Raw genomic sequence first — 21,082 nt, 5'->3', positions numbered from 1 at the left:
CACATCCGTGTGCTTCAAATTCGTGAACTCAAAACGACCCGACTTGAAAGGACTCAACGTCGGCTCGGAAGCAGCAGGCTGCTCGGGCGTTACGCTCGGGCCCTGCTGCATACGCGCCGGGACCTCAGTCGTACTCCGGTTCCTGTCTGCCGGCTGAGGCAGGGAGACCGGGTCCACCCACACCGACTTACGGAGGGTGCCCGTCGTGCCGTTGCGCGCCGCGTCCCACGTCTCGTCGGAGTCGTTCTGTTCGCTCCGGTGTGTGTCGAGGTCCCCGATCAGCGCGCCGAGCAGGGCCATGTGACGGTCCCGGAGACCGGCAACCGCCAGCGAGGCGTCCTCCGGGCTCTCGTCCAGCGCGCCGAGCAGACTGCCCGCGACGTGCGGGCGGTGCGGGGAATCAGCGTCCCGGTACTCGTCCCGCAGACCGAGCTGGTGGGTCAGCTCGTGGACCATCTGGACCGGGTCCGCATCCGCCCACCAGGAGGTCTGATCCATCGGCCTGTCCCGGCCCACCAGATCCACCGTCAAATGCGGATCGTCGGTCGGGGCGACCAGCTCGACCGACACATGCAACACGTCACCGTTCGGCAAACGATAGCCAGGAGCGTTCAGGAACTCCGCCACGCCCGCGTCGAGTTGACCGAACACTCCCGCCGACTGACCGTCCACACCACGCAACGCGACCCGCACCGTGAGATCCGTGACCGGATCACCGTCATACATGAACCGCCGTACGTCGAAGCCCGACCGCACCACAAAGCGGGGCTCCCGCCACAGCGGCCTCTTCGGCGGTGGTGGTACGGCGTGGATACTGGCGCCCTGGTTGTTGAACACAACGCTGGTGCCCAGGCCCAGGAAATTGTTGGTGACGTTGTACCAGGACTTGTCCGTCGGCACGAACCGCCGTACGGGACTGTCGTCCGCCAGCCGGGCCGTGAACATCTCCTTGTAAGCGTTGTAGACCCTCGCCGTGTAACGAGGTTCCCAGGCCGCGTCCTTGCGCCTGTCGTTCGTCAGCGCAATCGTCGCCAGGTCCATCAGATACGTGTCGATCAGATCCGTGACGTCCTTGGGCTTGGTGCCGTTCACACCCAAGCGCGCGTCCGCCGCCAGGACTCCAGCCATCTCCACCACGATGTCCCGGTAGATTCCGTGCCGCGTACTACTGGGGAACGCCGCCATGATGTGATCCGCCTGACCCGCACCCTCCGTATTCATCGTCCGCGGCGACTTCAGATCCGCCAGACCGGGCACCGCCAGCGGAACTCCCTGGAACATCTCCTCCTCATCCGGAATGTTCGTGTCCCGGGAAGCCAGCGGATGCAGACCGATCTCATGGGCCAACATCCCCATGACGTAACCGATGTCGTACTTCTCGAAGTAATAACTCGCCAGATTGATGACGACGCCCCTGCCGCCCAGGTCCGTCACATCGGCCGGGGTCTCCGTCCTCCGCACATGCAGCGTGATACGCACCTGACGGTTACCCACGTACTGCCTGATCGTGTCGTGCTTCTGCAGCAGATCCACAATGTGAGCAGCCTTGTCGCGGTACTCCTCGTTCGTGTGCTGGAGATTGGTGAACTTGTAGTTCCCCAGAATCAACGGCACATAAGGTTCGGGCGATTGACCCGGCGTGGTACCCGGGTTCTGGTGCACCCGGGGCGCGACCTCGTCCGTATCCCGGCTGTCGTCCGCCGGGCGGGGCAGGGACACCGGATCCACCCACACCGCCGCCCGCAGAATGCCGGCGGCATCGGTACGCGCCGCATCCCACGTCTGGTCGGAATCGTTCGGCTCGCTCCGGTGTGTGTCGAGGTCCCCGATCAGTGCGCCGAGCAGGGCCATGTGACGGTCCCGGAGACCGGCGACCGCGAGTGAGGCGTCCTCCGGGCTCTCGTCCAGCGCGCCGAGGAGACTCCCCGCGACGTGCGGACGGTGCGGCGAATCCGCATCCCGGTACTCATCCCGCAGACCCAGCTGATGGGTCAGCTCGTGCACCATGTGCACCGGGTCCGCATCCGCCCACCAGCTGTTCTGGTCCATCGGACGATCCCGGTCCACCAAGTCCACCGTCAGATGCGGAGTGTCGGCCGCATCGACCAGCTCCACAGTCACATGCAACCGGTCACCATTGGGCAGCCGGTAACCGGGAACATTCAAGAACTCGCGGACACCTGCGCCAAGTTGATCGAACACATGCGTCGCCTGACCGTCCGTACCGCGCAGCGCGACGCGGACCGTAAGATCCGTGACCCGCTCCCCTTGATACGAGAACCGCCGCGCATCGAAGCCCGACCGCACCACGAAACGCGGACGACTGTCGCGCTGGCCCCTCGGAACGGACCTGTTGTCCGGATCCGGATCCGGATCCGGGTTCAGGTCCGGGTTCGGGTCCCGGGTCGGGTCAGCGGCGGGTGTCGCGCCCGACAGCGTGCTCAGGCCGTACGCCTCTTCCTCGACGGTGAGTCCCGGCGGGTTGCCCTCTTCGGCCGGAGACACCGGGGACGGCGGCAACGGGACGGTGGTCGCGTCCTGTTGCGACACGGGCGGAATCGGTGGAGGCGGCGGAGCGCGGTCGGGGACCGGGGGTATCGGAGTGGTGTCGACGGGAGCCGTGCCCTTGGTATTCGGCGTGCTCTTCGTCTCCGGCGTGCCCTTCGCCTCCGGCGTCTCCGTGGTGCTCTTCGTCTCCGTTGTGCTCTTCGGCGGAGGTGCCGGGGTGTTCAGGGTCAGTGGGACGAAGTCACCGCCCCGGCGGCGCAGTCGGAGGTGCGAGGCGCTCTCGGTCGGGCCCGGGTAGGTGTGTGCGGTGCCGTTCTCCTCGATCAGGGTGACCGTGGTGCCGGTGGCGGCGGCCGCCCACTCGGCGAGCGCGCGGTCGGCGGCCGGGCCCCAGGGCGCCTCGGCCAGGTGGCGGCGCAGGTGGCTGTCACGGGCTTCCGTACTCGGTGCGGGTACGCCGGGGCGGACGTTCAGGGGCGGCGGCGTGAAGAGCGTGGCGCGCTCGGCCGGCTTGCCGGGGAGGCCGTTCAGGCGCATCAGCTGGGCGGGCGGCATGTCGGCGCGGGCGCGCAGCCGTCCTGCCTCGCGGCGGTCCAGGCCGGGCTGCGCCGCCGCCTGGTGCAGGGCCGTGGAGAGCGTACCGAAGAAGCCGTTGCCGCGGCCGGTGGGCGTGCCCTGGGTGTAGGTGGCTCCGTCGGGTGCGGTGAGGACGCCGTTCCGGTCGAGGCTGTAGCGCGGGCCCGTGATGTCGGCGGGCGGCATCCAGGGCGGGGTGGTGTGGCTGCGGTTCGTGGTCGACTGCGCGGGATCTGCAGTGGAGCCGGTGGTGTCCGTACCGGAGACTGCCGTGCTCGCCGAGGTCGGCAGTGCGGCGCTGACCGGGGCCGCGGTGCCCGGCGGGAGGGCCGCGTGGAAGAAGCCTCCGTCGGCGAAGAGGACCGGGTCGGCGGCCGGGTCGACGGTGGCCGGGTCGGTGCCGTGCGGGAGGTGTAGCTGGTCGCGGCCCTCGCCGGTGACCACCGTGAGCGGGGTGCCCAGGACGCGGGCGGCCAGGGCGGGCAGCAGGTCGGCGCCGCCGTGGTCGCCCGCGCGGCGCTCGGGCGGGGCCTGTTCGCCGTCCGGGCGGCTCGTGGCGTCCGGGCTCGGCTGTTCGCTCGTGAACGGGCGGGACAGGGCCGCGACAGCCAGCGCCACCCGCTGCTCGGGCGTCGGCCAGACGGTCTGCGGGAGCCGGCCGAAGACATCGAACTCGGCCTGCTGCGCCGGGGTCAACACCACTCCCGCGCCGTCGAGTTCGGCCTGGGTGAAGGTGTCGGCGGCGTCCAGTGCGAGGCCGTCGAGCAGGTCGCTGTTGGCGTTCTCGCCCAGCGCCCAGGCGAGGCGGTCGCGGGCGGTGCCGATCGCCTCGGCGGTCACCGCCGGGTCGCCGGGGTCGGCCGTGAACCGGTCGGCGAGGTCGTTGCCGAGCAGATGGGGCAGCCTGCCCCGGTCCTGGGCGACCGCGAGCAGCGCGTGGAAGAACGAGGCGCCGTCGTGCGGCATGTCGTGCACCTCGCGCACCGTGGTGCCGTCAGGCGAGGTGATGGTGCGCGGGACGGCGGGAGTGGTGTCGGTGGCGTCGACGGCGTCGGAGACCGTGTACGGCGTCGGTGCCTCGGAACGCCACTCGGGCGCGGTGTACTCCTGCGGCGCGTCCGTCACCGGGACCGAGGTCAGGCCCTGGCTGTGGGCGGTGAGGCGGCTGGCGGCCAGGTGCAGGCGGTGGTGGTCCACGGCTGCCGCGTCGGTGCGCTGTGCCCAGAGGCGGGCCTCGTCGCGGGCGGCCTGCCAGGCGACGACGGCGGGGTCCTGGGCCATGGCCCGCGGCAGCACGGTCGGCTGGTCGGGGTGGTCGTCGCCGAGCGCGGTCTGCTGCTCCGGGCTCAGGTTCAGCCATGTCTCGCGGGTCCGCGCACGGGCGTCGTAGTAGCGCTTCTCGGCCTCGGTCAGGTCGGCCGCCGCCTTGGCCTGGTCGTCCCAGGCGGTACGGGCCTCGTCGGGGAAGGTGGTGTCGTCGAGGAGGCCGTAGTCGCGGGCGATGTCCTCGCGCAGCCAGACCAGGGCGGTGGTCTCGGCCTCGGCGGCGCGCGGGCCCCGCTTGGCCTTGCCGAGGGCGTACAGCGGGCGGCTGTCGGTGAAGTGGTGGTCCACCTCGGCCACCGACAGCCAGCTCACCGGCAGCGCGAAGAGCATGCTGCGGTCGGTGACGACCTTGATGTGGGTGCCGAGGGTGGTGTCCACGGCGCCCCTGGCCCCGGTGTTGCTGTTCGTGCCGCCGACCGGGACGGTGGCGCCCGGGTTGGTCACGCCCGCGTTGCTGTTGCCCGCCAGGGGCGAACTGCCCACCGTGCCTTCAAGGTTGTCGGTGATCCCGGCGTCCAGCGCGTCGGAGGTCTTGCGGCGCTGCATGGCCTCCATGCGCGGCTTGTTCTCCACGGTGAGCAGCCGGGCGCCGCGGCGGTGCATCTTCGCGTAGAGGCGGGAGTCGGCGGTGTGGGACTGGCCGAAGATGCGGGCGGACGACTGAGGGGGCAGCGGCGTGCCGTTCGCTCCGAGCGCCTCGCGGAATCCGGCGGTCAGACCGCCCTGGGTGGTGGCCTCCTGCTGGGCCTGGGCGGGGGCGGTGCCGAGGCCGGTGAGGGGGGTGAGGTGGGCGATGCGTACGCGTTCGCTGAGGGTGTTGCCGGTGTGGCGCCTGCCGAAGTCGCTGGCGTCGCCGAGGCCGTCGGCGCGGGCCGTGGCGAGGGTCAGGGCGTCCTGGACGTTGTCGGCGCCGAGGATGTCCACGGCGAGGATGCCGGAGCCGATCTGGTCGTCGAAGGGCAGGACGTCCGAGTCGGCGTCGGGGGTGGCACCGGGCGTGCCAGTCGTCGTGCCTGTCGTCGTACTCGTCGGGGAAGGCGCGGTGCCGGTGCCGGTGTAGGGGCCGGTCGGGTTGGGGGTGCCGGTGGTCGACGGGGCGGTGCGCCAGGCCGCGATGCCCTCCGGGCGCGCCTGGGTGGTGTCCAGCATCCGCACCGCGCGCTCCGGTGCCGGTACGTCCTGCTCGGTGAGGGCGCCGTCCTTGCCCTTGCCGTCCGCGCCGGTCGGGGTGAGCAGGCTGGCCGGAACGATCTCGTTGAGGCTGCCGACGTCGGCCGTGGCGTTGGGCGCGAGGGGCACACCGGTGGCGTCCGTCATGGAGACGGTCAGCCGGTAGCTGGTGACGATCTCGGCGTGCGCCTGGGTGGTGGCGATGTTCGGCATCGAGAGGCTGCCGGCGGTCTCGGTCCGGTTGCTGGACCGCTGTTTGGCCGCGGCGCCCTGGGCCGACGGGCTGGCGACGAGGATGCCGTCGCCGGCCGCGCGCTGGCTGCCGCCGAGCGTGACGTCGGCGCCGCGGTCCTGGGAGACGCCCGAGAGGTCGTCGCGGGCGATGTTGCGGTAGTCCTCCAGCTCGAAGTTGGTGCGCAGCTTCTCCACGGTGGTGGTGACCGGGGTCAGCTCGAACCGCAGCTGGCCAGGGCTGCCGCCGACCGGCAGGTGGTGCGGGCTGGCCCAGGCGCGGTAGCGGACCGGCAGCGTCATCCCGCCGGTGGTCAGCTCGTGCAGGTGGGCACGGAGGAAGTCGGGGGAGAGCCGCTGCAGGACCTGTTCCCGGTCGTGCGAGGGCACCCCGATCCTGTCCAGCTGCCGCATCAGCTGCTGCGCGGCCCGGCTCGCGTCGAGCTGGCCGCTGGGGTGGCTGGGGAAGCGGCGGCCGCTCAGGAAGCCGGGCAGCCGGTAGCCGCCGCCGAGGTTGTGCGGCGTGCTGGTGCCCATGCCGTCCGGGGCGAGTCCGGCCTCGATGGCGTCCTGCATCGGCATGTGGAACATCACCGCGTCGCGGAGGCGATGGAGCGCGGCGGCGGCACTGCGTGGGGCGAGACGCCGGCCGAGGCCGTCGGAGAGCAGGCCGGCCGCGGAGCTGATCGCGTTCCCCGCGCGGGTGCCCACCATGCCCATCACGGCCGTCCAGCGGTCCCGCACCGCGACGGTCTCGGCGACGTCGGCGACCACCAGGTACATACGTCCGCTGAACGAGATGGTCGTGCTGCGGCCCTTGGAGATCGTCTGCGCGGCGCTGCGGCCCTTGCCCCACGCGTACTGGAAGGCGGACGAGTAGGTGCCGGCCACCGGCGCCTGCCCCGGGGCCTGCTGGAGCGGTGTGTCGGAGCCCTGGAGGCCGAGCGTGGTGTGCGAGACGGTGTTCGAACTGCCGACCACGCGGTGCTCGTTGCCGACGGTGGCTTCGAGGCTGGCCGGCTTCGGGTCGCTCTTCACGCGTACGTTGGACAGCTCGCCGCGGACCGCCGCCTTCATGTAGTGGCTCTGGAGCGGCCCGGCACCGAACAGCCCGGTCACACGGGAGCCGAACGGGCCGAGGTACTGGCCCAGTTGACCGGCCACGCCGAGGTTCGCCATGGCCCGGCGGATCGCCGTACGCACCGGGGCGCCGGGCGCGCTGACATGCCAGGAGGTGCCGGTGGCCCGGTCGGCGGTGTCCTGGGCGAGCTGCTGGCGCTGTTGCCCTCCCTCGGTGCTCAGCACCACGTGCGGGGAGCTGAGCAGCTTCAGTGCGAGCCGCCGGTCGGCGGAGTCCGTCTTCGGCAACGGGCGTGTGCCGTCGAGGAGTTGGTCGGCCTCCTGGGAGGAGAGCTGCCGCGGCGCGGGGTCGGGCGTGGGCGCCGGGGCGGATGTGCCGGGCGCCGGGTCGACGGGGGCGTGGCGGTCCGAGCCGTGCGCGGCGGGCACGGCCAGCTCCACCCGGCCCACGGTCTCGCTGCCGCGGGCGAACAGCGGCCGTTCCTCGACCTTGCTCACGAAGACGCCCGCGCCGAGCACACCGACCGAGGCGAGCCGCGCCCAGCCGCGCGGGCGGCGGTATCCCTCGAAGGAGGCGCCCAGTTCCACCTGGTAGCTGTAGAGGTCGGCGCCGTTCTGGAACATCAGGTTGTCGTGGACGACCGCGACCGTGGCCCGGGTGGCCTTCTGGTCGGTCCTGGCGTAGCGCGTGCCGACGGACACGTTGCCGGTCTGGCTCGGCAGCTTGGTCCCGGGCACCTTGTCGTGGTCGCGCGGCGAGATACCCAGTTCGACACCGCCGGAGAGGGTGACCGACGCCTGCTCCCCCTGGCCGGACACCTCGGTGCCGATCACCGCGTTGCGCAGCGAACGCTCGCTCATGGTGGTCTCGAACTGCCGGTCGGTGAGGCGTGCCTTGAGGATCAGGGTGTGGTGGCCGCGGCGCACCTTGCCGTCCTCTGTGAGGGAGACCGGCACTCCGGTGGTGGTCAGGTCGTCCAGGCTCTGCGCCAGGCTCGGCCGGTTCAGCGCCTCGCGCACCTGGCGGTCGTTGTGCAGCGCGGTCCGCATCCGCCCGTCGCCGTACCAGAACTTCGCCAGTCGGGGGTGCCGCAGCATCATCGGCGGGACGAACAGCGACGGGTACGAGCGGTGCAGGGTGTCAAGGACGGAGTCGGTGAAGGCCCGCATGGGGTCCTGGGGGGCGGGCTGCTGGGGCGCCGGGGTCGGTGTCGGCGTCGGTGTCGGTGTCGTGGTCTGCGACGTGGTCGGGTTCTGGGACGTGGTCTGGGTCTGCGGCGTCGGCTGCGGCTGGCTCTCGACCTGGGTCTCGGCCTGGGTCTCGGGCGGTGTCGGGTTCGAGGTCGGGTTCGGGGTCGGCAGCGGGTTCTGCGGAGCAGTGGGGCGGAAGCCCTCCGCGCGGACCTGGCCGCTCAGGTGGACCGGGTCCTCCCTGGTGAGGTACCACGGCACCGACGGCTCGGCGTCCGGGTCGGGGCCCGACTGGCCCGGCGTGCGGCTGTCCCAGCCCGCGAGGCGGCGCGCGTCCTGGGTGGAGATCCAGTCGAGGCTGACCACCCGGACCGGGCGGGCCGCGGACGGCAGTTCGCCGGGCTTGCGCACCATCAGTGTGCGCTCCACCCGGTAGAGCGCCATCGGGTGGTTACGGACCCGGCCCGTGGTCTTGCGGGCCGCGTCCGCGCCGAGGTAGTGACCGCGCCCGGAGGTGAGGTCCGCGCGGACGAGGGGGCCGCCCTGGAGGCGTACGTCCGTGTCGACGCCGGGGAGGCTGTAGTTCGGACCGGCGGTGACCTGCACACCGAGGCGGGTGTCGCGGACGTGGCCGCGCTGGTTCTGGTACGTGGTCTGGACGAGGTCGCGCACCTCCGCCTTGACCGACTCGGTGACGAGGGTGGCCCGGTTCGGTACCGACCGCTCCACGATCAGGTGGCCGAGCGGGTGCTGTCCGCTGCCCCGGGTCAGCTCAGGTCCCGTGACCGGCCCGGAGAACCGCCCGAACAGCGGGAGCAGCCGCCCCGGACGGACGTACGAGACCAGGGTGCGGTGTGCCGAACTTCCGGGCCGCGCACCGGAGATGGCGAGCGCCACGTCCTCCGGCGGGTCCATCAGGTGCAGCCCGGTGGTGTCGGTCATCCTCGGCTCGACCCCGTCCGGGAAGGTGAGCGACTTGGGTGCCCGCTGCGGTCCCTTGTAGGGCACCGTGAGGTCGTCCGGCAGTCGCCAGCTCAGCCCGTCCCGCATGGCGAACTCCGCGTTGTGCACGCGGGCGCGCTGCCAATTGGGAGTCACCGCGGCCGGGTTGGCCGGGCTCGTCGTCGCCGGGGTGCTCGTGGCGGTGCCCTTCGGCATCACGGTGACCCGGTCCACCCGTACCCGGTAGTGCACGTCGTCCAGGTGCAGGTGCGAGCCCTCCCAGCCGCGCCACTCGGACTGGTTGTACGCCTGGGTGCCCTGCGTGAAGTCGGTCTTGCGGGTCCAGCCCAGCGAAACCCCGATCTTCAGCAGCCAGTTGAGCGGCGGCCCCATGCTCAGCCCCCCGGCGATCCGGCGCCCGACGCCCGTGCTGCGCCCGCCGCCCGTACCCGCCTGGCCGCGCCGCATGGTGTCCATCCGGACGGTGGCGCCGTTGACGTCGGAGAAGCGTTCCCAGCGGTGGTACGGGATGGCCTCGACGGTCATCTCGTGACCGACCCCGGACTTCTCCCGGCCCACGAAGCGCGCACCGCGCGGCGCCGTGAAGGCGCTGGGCTGGTCGGTGAGCAGGCGCAGCAGCTCCGCCTCGTCGAACTGGGCGCGCAGCTTCTTCGGCAGCTTGTCCAGGATCTGCCGCGCCACCTGCTCGGGCGAGCGCAGGGTCGTCTTGCCGGGGCCGGTGAAGAGGCCCGTCGGACGACTCGGCGTGGTCCCGCCCGTACGACCGCCCGGGGTGCTGTCGCCCGGGGTTGCGTCGCCCGGGTCGGCGTCCGGGCTGATCAGGACCGTGGGCAGCCGGCTGCCGTCCTCGAAGGTCACGGTGCGCGGCGCCGGGCCGGGCGGCCGGGCGTCCGCGCCGGTCAGCAGCCGCGCCGGGCGGTGCCGTTCGAGCTGGGTCTCCAGCGGCACCGGGTCGCCGCGGTCGGGGGTCTCGGGCGCGGGACCGTCGAGGTCGGTGACCCCGCCCATGCTGCGCAGCCACTCGCCGAAGACCTCGGAGCCGTCCGTGTCCTCGGTGGTCGGGTCCACCACGGTCGCCGGGTCAGGAGTGGTCGAGGGGTCGGGCTTGGTCTCCGGATCGGGCTTCGTCGCCGGGTCCGGTACGGGGGTGAGCGGGGCCGAGGCCGGGACCAGTGCGTCGAAGTGGTCCCGGCCGTTGTAGGCCAGGTGCAGGGTGCCGCCCTGGCCGGCCGGGTTGAGGGTGTTGACGAAGGTGGTCCCCTGCGCCCTCGGGTCGGGCTGGACGAGCCGCAGGTCGAGGTCGAGCGTGTGCGCCAGCGCCTCCGGGAGCAGGTCCGCGAAGGGCGAGGCCCACAGCGCGGAGGACTCGGCCGCGGCGGCGACCAGCCCCGTCGCGCCGAGCTCCACCGCGTCGGCGGGGGTGGGCGCCACCTCGGCGAGGTGCGCGTAGTCGCTGTCACCCAGGATCCGCTGCCATGTCTCGGCGTCGCCGTCGGTGATGACGTCCTGGGCGATCCGGTTCCAGTCCTGGGTGATCTGCTTCCGCTGGGCGTCGTTCCTCGCACCGGCGAGCGCGCGCATCCGCAGGTCGTCCACCACGCTGAACACCGGGTTCGGGAACGACAGGGCCGCCACGGCGTCCAGTTCGGACCCGGCGACCCGCTCCGCCACCAGTCGGCGCAGCCCGGCGACGTTCCGCGCGGCCCACGCGGGCGGTATGTCCTGGCTGCGCGCGCTGTCGAGCAGCGACCTGAAGAGGCAGTTGCCGCCGCCCGGCGTGACCAGCTGCCTGAAGGCCCGGCCGTCCGCGTGCACGGTGTCCGCCGGGTCGGGGTTCGCGGCGTCCTTGCTGAACAGGGCCAGGTCCTCGGCGAGGCTCTCCGGCCGGCTCGGCGTGGGTGTGGGCACCAGGTCGGGCCTGCGGCGGGCGAGTTCGGCGGTGTCCTCGGGGCTCAGGGCCAGCTCGGACAGCGGCAGCGGGGTGTCGGAGAGCGACCAGGTGATCTGCACGGAGGGCGCGTAGGACAGCCCGCGTACGTCCCCGGGCGAGACCAGGGTGGTCGGTGGAAGCGCGGGCGGGGGCGGGGGCAGCAGGGCGTCGAGCGTGGTGTCGGGCCCGGCGGTGGCATGCAACTCGGCGGCGGCGCGCAGGAATTCGGTGTACTGCTCGATCGTGGGACCGGCCGTCGGGTCGATTGTCGAGTCGGCCGTCGAGTCGGCCGTCGAGTCGGTCCCCGGGTCGGTCGACAGACCGGTCGCAGGACCGGTCGACCGGCCACCGGCCGTACCCCCCGTCGTGCCGCTTCGGTCGACGACCATCCGGCGCAGCAGGTCCGGGGTCATCCGGCCGTCGCCGTAGCGGGCCGCCGTACCCGGGCTGCGCCAGCGCAGGCCGTCCACGAAGGCGAGCGCGGCGAGCAACTCCCGGTTCTCCGGCCGCTGTTCGGCGTCCGTGCCGAGGGCGTCGCGCAGTGTGCGGATCTGCTGGAGCGTACGGGCTTGGGCGAAAGCGTCGGCCGGTTCCGGGCCCGCGTGCAGGCCGGCGTCGCGTGCCAGCCCGTCCAGGTCGGCGCCGCCGGGCTCCGGGGTGAAGACCTGCCACCGGCCCGGCCCGTCCGGGCCCTCGGTGAGCACCGCGCGGACGTTGCCGTCCCGGTCGCGGGCCGTGCCCACCTCGGTCGTCGGCGCGTACACCCGCCGTCCGGTCCTGTTCGCCACGTGCTGTGCCACCGACAGCCCCGCCACCTGCGGCTGCCGCCCGGTCTCACAGGAGAACAGCACCAGCGGGCGTTCCAGATCGCCGTCCTGCGCCCAGGACTTGAGCACCTCGCCCAGCTGAACGCCGCTGACCTTCACCGTGGGGTGGGCCAGGTCGTCGGTACCGAGAGTGACGGTACGGGAGGTGCCGTGGCTCGCGAAGTAGTCGGCGCCGCGCTCGGTGCCCGAGCCGGGGAGCGGGGCCGGGGGGCCGGTGAACACCGTACGGACGGCGGGCGGCTTCGCGCGGGACTCCGGGGTCGGGGAGGTCTCCGGAGTCGAGGAGGTCTCCGGCCTCGGCGACGTCTCCGGAGTCGGGGCGGCCGACGTGGTGCGCACCCCGCGGAAGGTGTCCTGCCCCAGCAGTGCTCGCCGCGCGGCGCCGTGCGCCGTACCGTCCTCGGACGGTCCCTGCGAGATGGTCAACGTCTGGACCGCACGCCCCGGTTGAGGCCTCACGGTGGCGTCCGGCACCAGGCGCCGCAGCTGCGTGACGGGCACGGTGTGGCCGTCCAGGGTGGTGACGACCGGCTCGCTCGAAGGCCGTGCGGAACCGTTTCCGTTGTCCGTGGAACTGCCGGTGGTGCCTCCGGTGCCCACGGGCCGCACGATGATCCGCCCGGCGGGCGGGGGCGTCACGGGCGGGGGTGTCGACGTGGGGTCGTCCGGGGTGGCGTTGTCGGGCGTGGTGGACGGGAGGGGCGGCGGGGTGCCGCCGTTCCCGGGTCCGTGCCCGCCACCGAGGCCGGCGACGTGACCGCCGTTGCGGAGGTCGCTGGTGTCGCTGGTGTCGCTGTCGCTGGTTATGTCGTTGCTGGTGGTGTCGTTGCTGGTGACGTCACTGCTGTCGTCACTGCTGCTGTCACCGTTGCCCGACTCCAGGTGCACGTCGGTGGCCGTCTCCGTCCAGGGCGTGGACAGAGTGGCGAGCTTGGCCGCCGCGGGTGGGGCGGTGTTCGTGGAATCGGGACCGAATCCGGTGTCCGGCACCGGTGTTGTCGTATCCGAGAACGACTTCGAGGACGTGGGCGGGGCGGTGCTCTGCGTGTCGGGGGTGGGCGCAGGACCGAGGGCGTCGGAGAGCGGCAGCAGCACATCCGCGCCGGGGAACGCCGTGTCCGTGGTGCCGTCCGGCATCCCGGCGGGCATCGGGCCGGTGAGCGGGCGGACCCGGACCGGGGCGCCCGGCCCCTCGCGGGTCAGCTCGACAGCGGTACGTACCGGGCGCCCCGACCCGTCCTGCGCGGTGGCCGGCCCGAGCACCACGGCTCGGTCGGTCCCGGCCGCGTCCAGCAGCTCGGCGGCCTCCGGTGTCCCCTCGGCGGGCGGCGGCGTCTCCGAGACCATGACCGTCAGCGGGGATTCCCCGGCGGGCGTGGCACTGCCGACGGAGACGGGGCCTGCCTTCACGTCACTCGGGTCACTCGGGCCGCTGATGTCGCTCGTGCCGCCGGTGTCGGCGGGGTTGGCTGTGTCGGCCGTGTCCGCGTACGAGCCGGTGGTACTCACCTTCGGCGGAGCGGTGGTGGGGTCGGGGGCCGGGGTGGTGTTCGGGTCCGGGGTGGTCTCCGGAGAGACGGTGGTCTCCGGAGAGACGGTGGTTTCCGGCGCCGTCTCGGTGTCCGAGGCGATGGTGGTCTGCGCGGAGTCGTCCGTCGTGATCTGCGAGCCGTCCGGCTGCGTGGCGGAGGGAGCCTGCGTACCTCCGGCAGTGGGTGCGCCACCCGGCCGGGCACCAGGACTCGTGCCTGTACCTGTCCCCGTGCTCGTGCCGGTGCCAGTGCCGGCACCGGTGCCAGTGCCGGTGCTCGTACCCGTGCCCGTACCGGGCGAGGCCGAGTTGGTGGGTGCGGCGGAGTTGGCCGGGACGGGACCGCCGGTGCCCTGCTCCGGCACCGCGGCCGTGGGGTCGCCCTGCGTGGCCACCTCGTCCGGAGAGAGCTGGACCTCGCTGTTCGCGTTGTTCTCCGGGGAGTTCACGACCTGGTTCTCCGGGGAGTTCACCAGGGTGTTCTCCGGCGATGTCACCGGCGCGGGTGTCGTTTCGTGACTGTCGGCGTCGACAGTCACGTTGTTCTCGACCTGGTTGTCCGCCCCTTGGTCCACCACCACGTCGGTGTTGTTCCCGGTCGAACCGGGTGCGGGAGCGGGGCTGGGCCCGGGTGCGGGAGCCGAGTTGGCCGTGGGGCCGCCGCCCGTCGTGCCCGTCGTGCCCGGTGCGGGGGCGAGCGGGGTGTCCACCGTCACCGGCGCGTCCACCGTGACCGGTGTGCCGAAGCCGTCGAGCGCGCGGCGGACCTCGTCGGCGTCGATCTGGGTCGTGGGGCCGTTCCCGACGGGCACCACACGGACCTCGGGCACTTGCGACAGGTTGCTGTTCAGACCCGCGCGTACATCGATCTCGGTGCCACTGGGCGGCTGGGAGCCGCGCAGCGCGGCGAGGTCGCGCAGCGCCTGCTCGCGGACCTCGGCGGGGCCGTTGTGGACCTGCTGCCACAGCTGGTTCTCGGCGGCGGTCGTGGGCAGCGGGCCCGGAGAGTACGGCGGCGGGTTCTCCGAGAAGTACGGCGGGGGCGACTCGGTGCCCGTGAAGTCGCCCTGGCCGGTGTTCTGCTGGCTGTACGGCGGGGGCGAGGTGAGTCCGGACGGGCCCCCGCCCGTGAAGTTCGTGCCCGAGGGGCCGCCGGTGCGGTCCAGTCCGTCGCCGTTGCCCTCACCGTCGCCGTTGCCGTCGCGAGAGCGGGTGGAGTCGTCGGACGACCCCCGCGTGTCGGAGTCGATGCCGCCGCCGGAGACCGTGGGCGGCGGCCGGTTGCCCAACTTGTCGATGATGTGGCGCAGTTCGGCGGCGCTGTTCACCGCGCCGCCGGTGAGCGTGGACTCGACCTGGCTGCTGAGGCCAGCGCCGACGAACGTGTTCCAGCTGGTGGACCAGTCGCCGTCGAAGGCGCCCTTGATCAGGATCTCGCCCACCGACTCACCGGCGCCGGAGGCGATGAAGTCGGCCGTCCCCTTGAGGCCGTAGTGCCCGGCCAGCGCGCCCGGCCGGTCGGCGTTGAAGCGCAGGATCTTGTTGTTCCGCCACAGGCTGGGGTTGTTCCGGAAGGACAGCGGGTTGTTCCGGAAGGTGATCGGCGTGTTGTGCGGCGAGTTGGGGCCGTTCCCGCCGTACGGGCTGGGGTCGGGGCGGTCCTTCGGGCCGTTGCCGCCGGACGGGCTCGGGTCGGGCTTCGGCTTGGGGGTCGGGCCGTTGTTCTTGAGGTCGAGGTCCGGGGGGTTGCGCCAGTTGGGGTTCTTGAAGTCGCGGTCCGGGCCGTTCTTCAGGAAGTTGTGGTCGTAGCTCTTGACGATGTTCTTCGCGAACTTGTCGAAGACACTGGTGAAGAAGCCCGCGGCGGCACCGAACGCGGCGGACTTGAGGATGTCGTTCCAGTCGAACTTGTCGGGGCGTCGGCCGTCCGGGGCGAAGTTCATCATCGCCAGCCGCACCGCGAAGGTGGTGAACGCCTCGGCGAACGCCTCGGTCAGCGAGGGCGCGAGGTGCAGTCGCTGGAGCAGATGGCTGAGCGTGGTGAGGATCATGAAGCGGCTGCGCAGCTTGGCCATCATGATCTGGCTGGCCGAGGCGCCGCCGGTGAAGAAGGACATCGCCAGATAGATGGCGATCTCGATGAGCAGCCGGATCACCTCGGCGATGACCTGCCACTTGGACTCCATGATGTCCATGGAGGTCTTGCGCCGGCCTTCGGCGATCTTGTCGAGCTGATCGGCGAACTCGCGCAGGTAGTTCTTGCCGCCGTCGTCGGTGAGCGTGCCCATCGCCTGGGCGTACGACTTGGACAGGTCGTCCGGCATGACCTCGGCGATGTCGTGGATCGACTTCTCGATCAGCGAGGAGAGCCTGTCCATCTTGCGGCCCAGGCCGGAGTAGGGCCGACGGCTCTCATAGGCGAGGTCCTCGTCGGCGTCGATGAGCTTCTCCCCCGTGAGGATGAAGATCATCGCGTTGACCTCGGGCGACGGCATCATGCTCATCGGAGGCAGTCCCCCCGGCCGTGCGGGCAGCACGGAGCGGCCGCTCCCGGCGTGGTGCGGGAGCGGCCTACGGCGCGGAGGTCAGCGCCGGCCATGCCCGCCCGTGCTGCCGTCGATGTCGCCCAGCCCATGGGTCTCGATGCGGTTGTTGCCCTGCTCGATGTCCTCGATGTTGCGGTCGCGCGTGTTCTTCATCATCCGGACCTGGCTGACCGTGGCGTCGGTGATGCCCACCACCGCGTCGCGGATGGACAGCATGGTGTCCTTGGTGGTCTGCCGCTCCTTCTGCTCCTGCGGCTTGGCCTTCTCGGCGAACTCGCCGTCCGACCCGGGCCAGCTGACCGTGGGAGCCAGCCCGTCGAGGAACTCCTCGGTCATGCTCCTGGTCAGGGAGCCGATCTCCTCCAGCTGCCCCGCAAGGGCCTCGATACGCTGCGGATCGACGTAGTAGCGCTGTCCCATGTCAGTCCTCCCCGTCCTCGCCGAGCGCGTCCCGCCAGCCGGGAGTGGCCTGGCTGTCGCGTGCCGTGTCCTCGTCGTCCTCGCGCAGCACCTCGGGACCGAAGATCCGCTCCCAGTCCATCTCGAAGCCCTTCAGCTCCGGTACCTCGCTGCTGGGCTCGGTGAAGGGCGCCATCGCCTTCATCACATGCCGGTTCATCTTCAGGCGCGCCGCACTCGACGCCTCCAGGACACTGGCGGCCAGCTCCTGGGGTGACATGTCGCGGTACTTGTTCTCCAGGAACTCGATGCCGGTCAGCTCACCCTGCGGGCCCACGGTGGCGCGGACCGCGCGGTCGGAGGAGAGCACCGCGAACGACGCCTGCCTCAGCTCGCGCTCGGTGGCCGCGACTGCCTTCTGGGCAGCCTGGAGTTCGGCCATCGCCTTCTCCAGGCGTTTCTCCAGCGGTTCCGTCACGTCCGCTCCGCCCTTCCGCGTCGGTCACTCCGGACACCCGTACGCCGTCGTACGTCCTGCCGTCCGGTCTGTGTATCCGGTGTGTGTCCGGTCCGTGTGTCCGGTTCATGTGTTCCGTGTGTCCGGTCCGGACGGTGTGTCCGGGCCGGGGGCCGACTCAGGGGGCTTTTGGCCCCCGTCGTCAACTGTCCCGCTGATCTTGCCTGGTGAGAGCCCGATGCGGAAGGTGGTGCCGGGTGCTGTTCGTCTCGCCCCGGTGGTCAGCGGCCGATGACGGCCGGGGTGCCGCCCTCCTCCGTGCCCCACACGTCCCCGTCCTCCTCCAGGTAGTCGGCGGAACTGGTGGACCTGCGGCCCGCCTCCGCCGGTGTCTCCTCCTCGGAGGAGGCACCGCCGCCGGTGGTCGTCACCCGGGAGGCCGGCGACAGGAAGGTGTCGCTGTCCTCCTGGCGGTGCCACGCGCTGCGCCGCCTGCGGTTGCGGCGCTCGCTCTCCTCGGCCGCGTCGACCAGCACGGTACGCACCCGCTCGCCGTTGCCCTTGTCGCCGCCTCCGCCCGCACCGCCCATGCCGCCGCCCATCGGCATACCCGGGCTGCCCGGCGTTCCGGGGGCACCGGGTGTGCCGGACGAGGCGGCGGGAGCGAACGACGTACCCACGGCGGCGCTGTCCGAGAGCGGTGCGACACCGGTCCCGCTGAAGACGTCCGACGACCCGGGCGCCCCCGGGGACAGGGGGTCCAGGCTCTCGGAGAGGCCGCCGCCGGAGAACGCGGAGTTCGAGCCGCCGCCGAGGCCCAGTTCGGAGAGCGGCACGCTCTGGGAGACGGTGCCGTTGTTGTCGAGGCTGTCGAGCAGGTCCGACCTGTCCAGGTCGCCGGGCCGGTTGAGGTCGTTCAGGTTCACCGTCTCGGTGTTGCCCTGTGCGTCGGTGACGGTGGCGATACCGGTCTCCGGGTCGATGACCTGGGTGCTGCCGTCCGGGAAGTCGGTGGTCAGCAGGCCGTTGTCGAGGCGGGTGGTGGAGCCGTCCGGGTTCGTCACCTCCGCCCCGTGGGTGAGGTCGGTGGTCGTGGTGGTGCCGTCGGCGTCGGTGCTGGTGAACGTCCCGGTGTCCGGGTCGAAGGTGCCCGTGCTGCCGTCCCGGAACGTGGTGGCGAAGTCGCCCGCGTCGTCGATCCCGGTGCTGCCGCCGGTCGGGGTGTCCAGGCCCTGGCCGCTGTTGAGGTCGCCCAGGTCGCCCAGGTCGGTCAACGACTGGGTGTTGAGGTCCGAGCCGAAGTCGTTCTGGCCGTTGAGGTCGCCCAGGTTGCCGAGGTTCTCGGTGGTGGTCGTGCCGTCCGGGTTCGTCGTGACGGTCTGGCCGGTGGAGGGGTCCACGGTCTGACTCGTACCGTCCGGGAACGTGGTCGTCAGCTTGCCGTCGTCACCCAGCGACGTCACCGAACCGTCCGGGTTCGTCACCTCCAGGCCGTTCCCCAGATCCTGCGTGGTGACCGAACCGTCCGGAGCCGTCGTCGTCAACGCCCCGGTGTCCGGATCGAACGAGGTGCTGCTGCCGTCCGGGAAGTCGGTCGTCAGATCACCACCGCTGGTCAGCTGCGTACTGCCGCCCGTCGGGGTGTCGAGCACCCCGTCGATGCCGCCGCTGTTGAGGTCGCCCAGGTTGCCGAGGTTCTCGGTGGTGGTCGTGCCGTCCGGATTGGTGGTGACCGCCTGGCCGGTGGAGGGGTCCACGGTCTGACTCGTACCGTCCGGGAACGTGGTCGTCAGCTTGCCGTCGTCACCCAGCGACGTCACCGAACCGTCCGGGTTCGTCACCTCCAGGCCGTTCCCCAGATCCTGCGTGGTGACCGAACCGTCCGGAGCCGTCGTCGTCAACGCCCCGGTGTCCGGATCGAACGAGGTGCTGCTGCCGTCCGGGAAGTCGGTCGTCAGATCACCACCGCTGGTCAGCTGCGTACTGCCGCCCGTCGGGCTGTCCAGCACGCCGTCGCCGGCGCCGTTGTTGAGGCCGTCGAGGCTGCCCAGGTCGGTCGTGGTGGTGCTGCCGTCGGGGTTGGTCGTGATCGCCTGGCCGGTCGCCGGGTCGACGGTCTGCGTGGTGCCGTCCGGGAACGTGGTGGTCAGCTTGCCGTCGTCACCCAGGGACGTCACCGAACCGTCCGGGTTCGTCACCTCCAGGCCGTTGCCCAGGTCCTGCGTGGTGACGGTGCCGTTCGGGGAGGTGGTCGTGAGCAGCCCGCTGTCGGGGTCGAACGAGGTGCTGCTGCCGTCCGGGAAGTCGGTGGTGAGCTTGCCGTCACCGGCCTGGGTGTTGCCACCGGTCGGGGTCCGGAGGGAAGCGCCGCTCCCGCCGTTCAACCCGCCGAAGTTGCCCAGGTTCTGCGAGGTGACCGGCAGCGGGCCGCCGCCGCCCTGGTTGTTCACGTCCCCGATGTCGCCGAGGCTCTCGGTGACCGGGTTCTGGTTCGGGTCCTGGTTGTTCTGGTTCAGCAACTCATCAAGGCCGTCGAGGTTCTGCTCGTTGAGCGGGTTGTTCGGGTTGTTCGGGTCGTTGAGACCGCCGAGGCTCTCCTCCATCGCCTTGGCCTGCTCCTCGGCCTCGCGCTTGGCCTCCTCCTGCTCCTTCTTCTGCTCCTCACGCAGTTCGTCCTGGTACTGCTTGTCCTCGTCGCGCTGCTGGTTCTGCTCAAGCCGCAGGTCCTCCTGCAGCTTCTTGGCCTCCTCCTGCTCCTTCTTCTGCTCCTCACGGAGCTCGTCCTGGTACTTCTTGTCCTCCTCGCGCTGCTTGTTCTGCTCCTCGCGCAGCTCGTCCTGATATTTCTTGTCCTCCTCCCGCTGCTTGTTCTGCTCCTCACGGAGCTCGTCCTGGTACTTCTTGTCCTCCTCGCGCTGCCGCTCCTGCTCCGCGCGCAGCTCGTCCTGGTACTTCTTGTTCTCCTCGTTCTCCTTCTTGATCTCCTCCTTCTCCTCCTCCAGCTTCTTCTTCTCGTACTCGTCCGAGGCCGTGTCGGTGGACTTCGGCTTGGGCACGTTGTCCGAGAAGTCCGAGCTGAGGTCGAGGAAGTGGTTGTTCAGGTTGGACTGCACCTCGGCGGCGGGCTTGCCCAGATATTCGTTGACGCCCTGGTTCCAGACCTTGACCGCCGCGTCGCCGACCTTCGCCCAGTTCGCGATGTCGGTGAGGTCGCCGTACTCCGGGTGAACCTGGGAGAAACCCGCCTGCGGGTTGTGCCGGACCGTCGTGCTGTAGCGGCTCGTGGTCGACGTGATGTTCGTCTTGGCTACGTTGTTCGCGTCCGCCCACTGGGCGAGGTCGTCCAGGGTGTAGCGCAGCACCTGATGCGGGTCGTAGTACGGGGACTTGGCCCAGGCGAGCCAGGCGTCCAGCAGCTTGGAGGCGGAGTCCTCCAGGTACTTGCGGCCCTGCGACAGGGCGCGCGAGTACACCGTGCTGCCGGCCCCGGTCCCCTCGCCCGCGCTGGGCGTGGAGTTGAAGGTCTCGACGTAACTGTCGTAGTTCTCGCGGATCTTCGTCAGCAGGCTGCGGAAGACCTCCGCGGCCTCGCCCTTCCAGCTGGCGTCGTCCCGGCCGAACCGGTCCTCCCAGTCCTTCAGCACCACGGCGTGGTCCTTGAAGAACTTCGCGGCGAAATCGAAGGACTCCCCGGTGGTGTTGAAGGAGTTCAGGTCGACCGCGTCGGACCCGCCCACGCTCATGTTGCTGAACCGGGCGTCCTGCGTGCCGCCGCCCAGCAGGGCCATGAGTGCCGTGCGCGGCCCGTTCATGTACCGGGCGAGCGCGACGGTGCTCATCTTGTCCTTGTTGTAGTCCGTGAACTCGTTGCCTTCACGGACCTGGGCGTCGTTCACGTTGTCCGACCCGGGGCCGGCGAAGATGATCTCCTCGCCGGCCTTCACACGGCCCTCGAAGACGATCCGGGCCTGCATGATCTTGGTCTTCTTGCCGCCGTCGAAGAAGTAGATGTCGTAGTCCTCGCCGGTGTTCGTCAGGAAACCGGAGTCCTTGACGGCCAGGCTGAGACTGCGCTCCTTGATGTCCATCCGGAAGAGCTTGCCGCCGTGGTCGGAGCGGAGCGTGTCGAAGACGGTGTTGCGGTCCGGCACGGGATAGCCGGTGATGTGGGTGACCAGGGTGGCCCAGGTGTCGGTCGACGGGTCGCCGGCGTTGTCGAACTTGTCGAGGTTCTCGCCGGATTTGGGATCGTACCGATCGGCCACCGGGGGGCCCTTTCTGGTCGGTTGCTGTCAGGGCCGGCGCACCGTCTCCCGTACGGGGGTGCGGCCGGGTGTGGGTCACGCG

Annotated in this window: 4 protein-coding genes; all 4 read right to left on the bottom strand. The window is 71.1% G+C overall.

Annotated features, from left to right (window positions below; translation table 11 throughout):
* A partial coding sequence (locus ACLVWQ_RS27840) for a hypothetical protein (RefSeq protein WP_414111935.1) occupies positions 1 to 15,837 on the bottom strand: 15,837 nt, incomplete at its 3' end.
* Positions 15,838 to 15,918: 81 nt separating this feature from the next.
* On the bottom strand, positions 15,919 to 16,299 hold the full coding sequence (locus tag ACLVWQ_RS27835) for a hypothetical protein (protein ID WP_414111934.1): 381 nt from the start codon (positions 16,297 to 16,299) through the stop codon (positions 15,919 to 15,921).
* Between the two features lies 1 nt (position 16,300).
* A complete protein-coding gene (locus tag ACLVWQ_RS27830) occupies positions 16,301 to 16,756 on the bottom strand; it encodes a YbaB/EbfC family nucleoid-associated protein (RefSeq protein WP_414111933.1) in 456 nt (151 codons plus the stop codon).
* A 260-nt stretch (positions 16,757 to 17,016) separates the two neighbouring features.
* Entirely contained in the window at positions 17,017 to 21,000 is a 3,984-nt protein-coding gene (locus ACLVWQ_RS27825; RefSeq protein WP_414111932.1) for an AAWKG family protein, read from the bottom strand.
* Positions 21,001 to 21,082 lie beyond the last annotated feature (82 nt).

Origin of the sequence: Streptomyces sp. CWNU-52B (assembly GCF_047444975.1) — a bacterium.
Classification (GTDB): Bacteria; Actinomycetota; Actinomycetes; order Streptomycetales; family Streptomycetaceae; genus Streptomyces.
This window is presented reverse-complemented; position numbering and strand designations above follow the sequence as displayed.

Excerpts from the sequence above, each read along its gene's own strand:
- ACLVWQ_RS27835 (WP_414111934.1), bottom strand. The coding sequence starts at position 16,299 with ATGGGACAGCGCTACTACGTCGATCCGCAGCGTATCGAGGCCCTTGCG.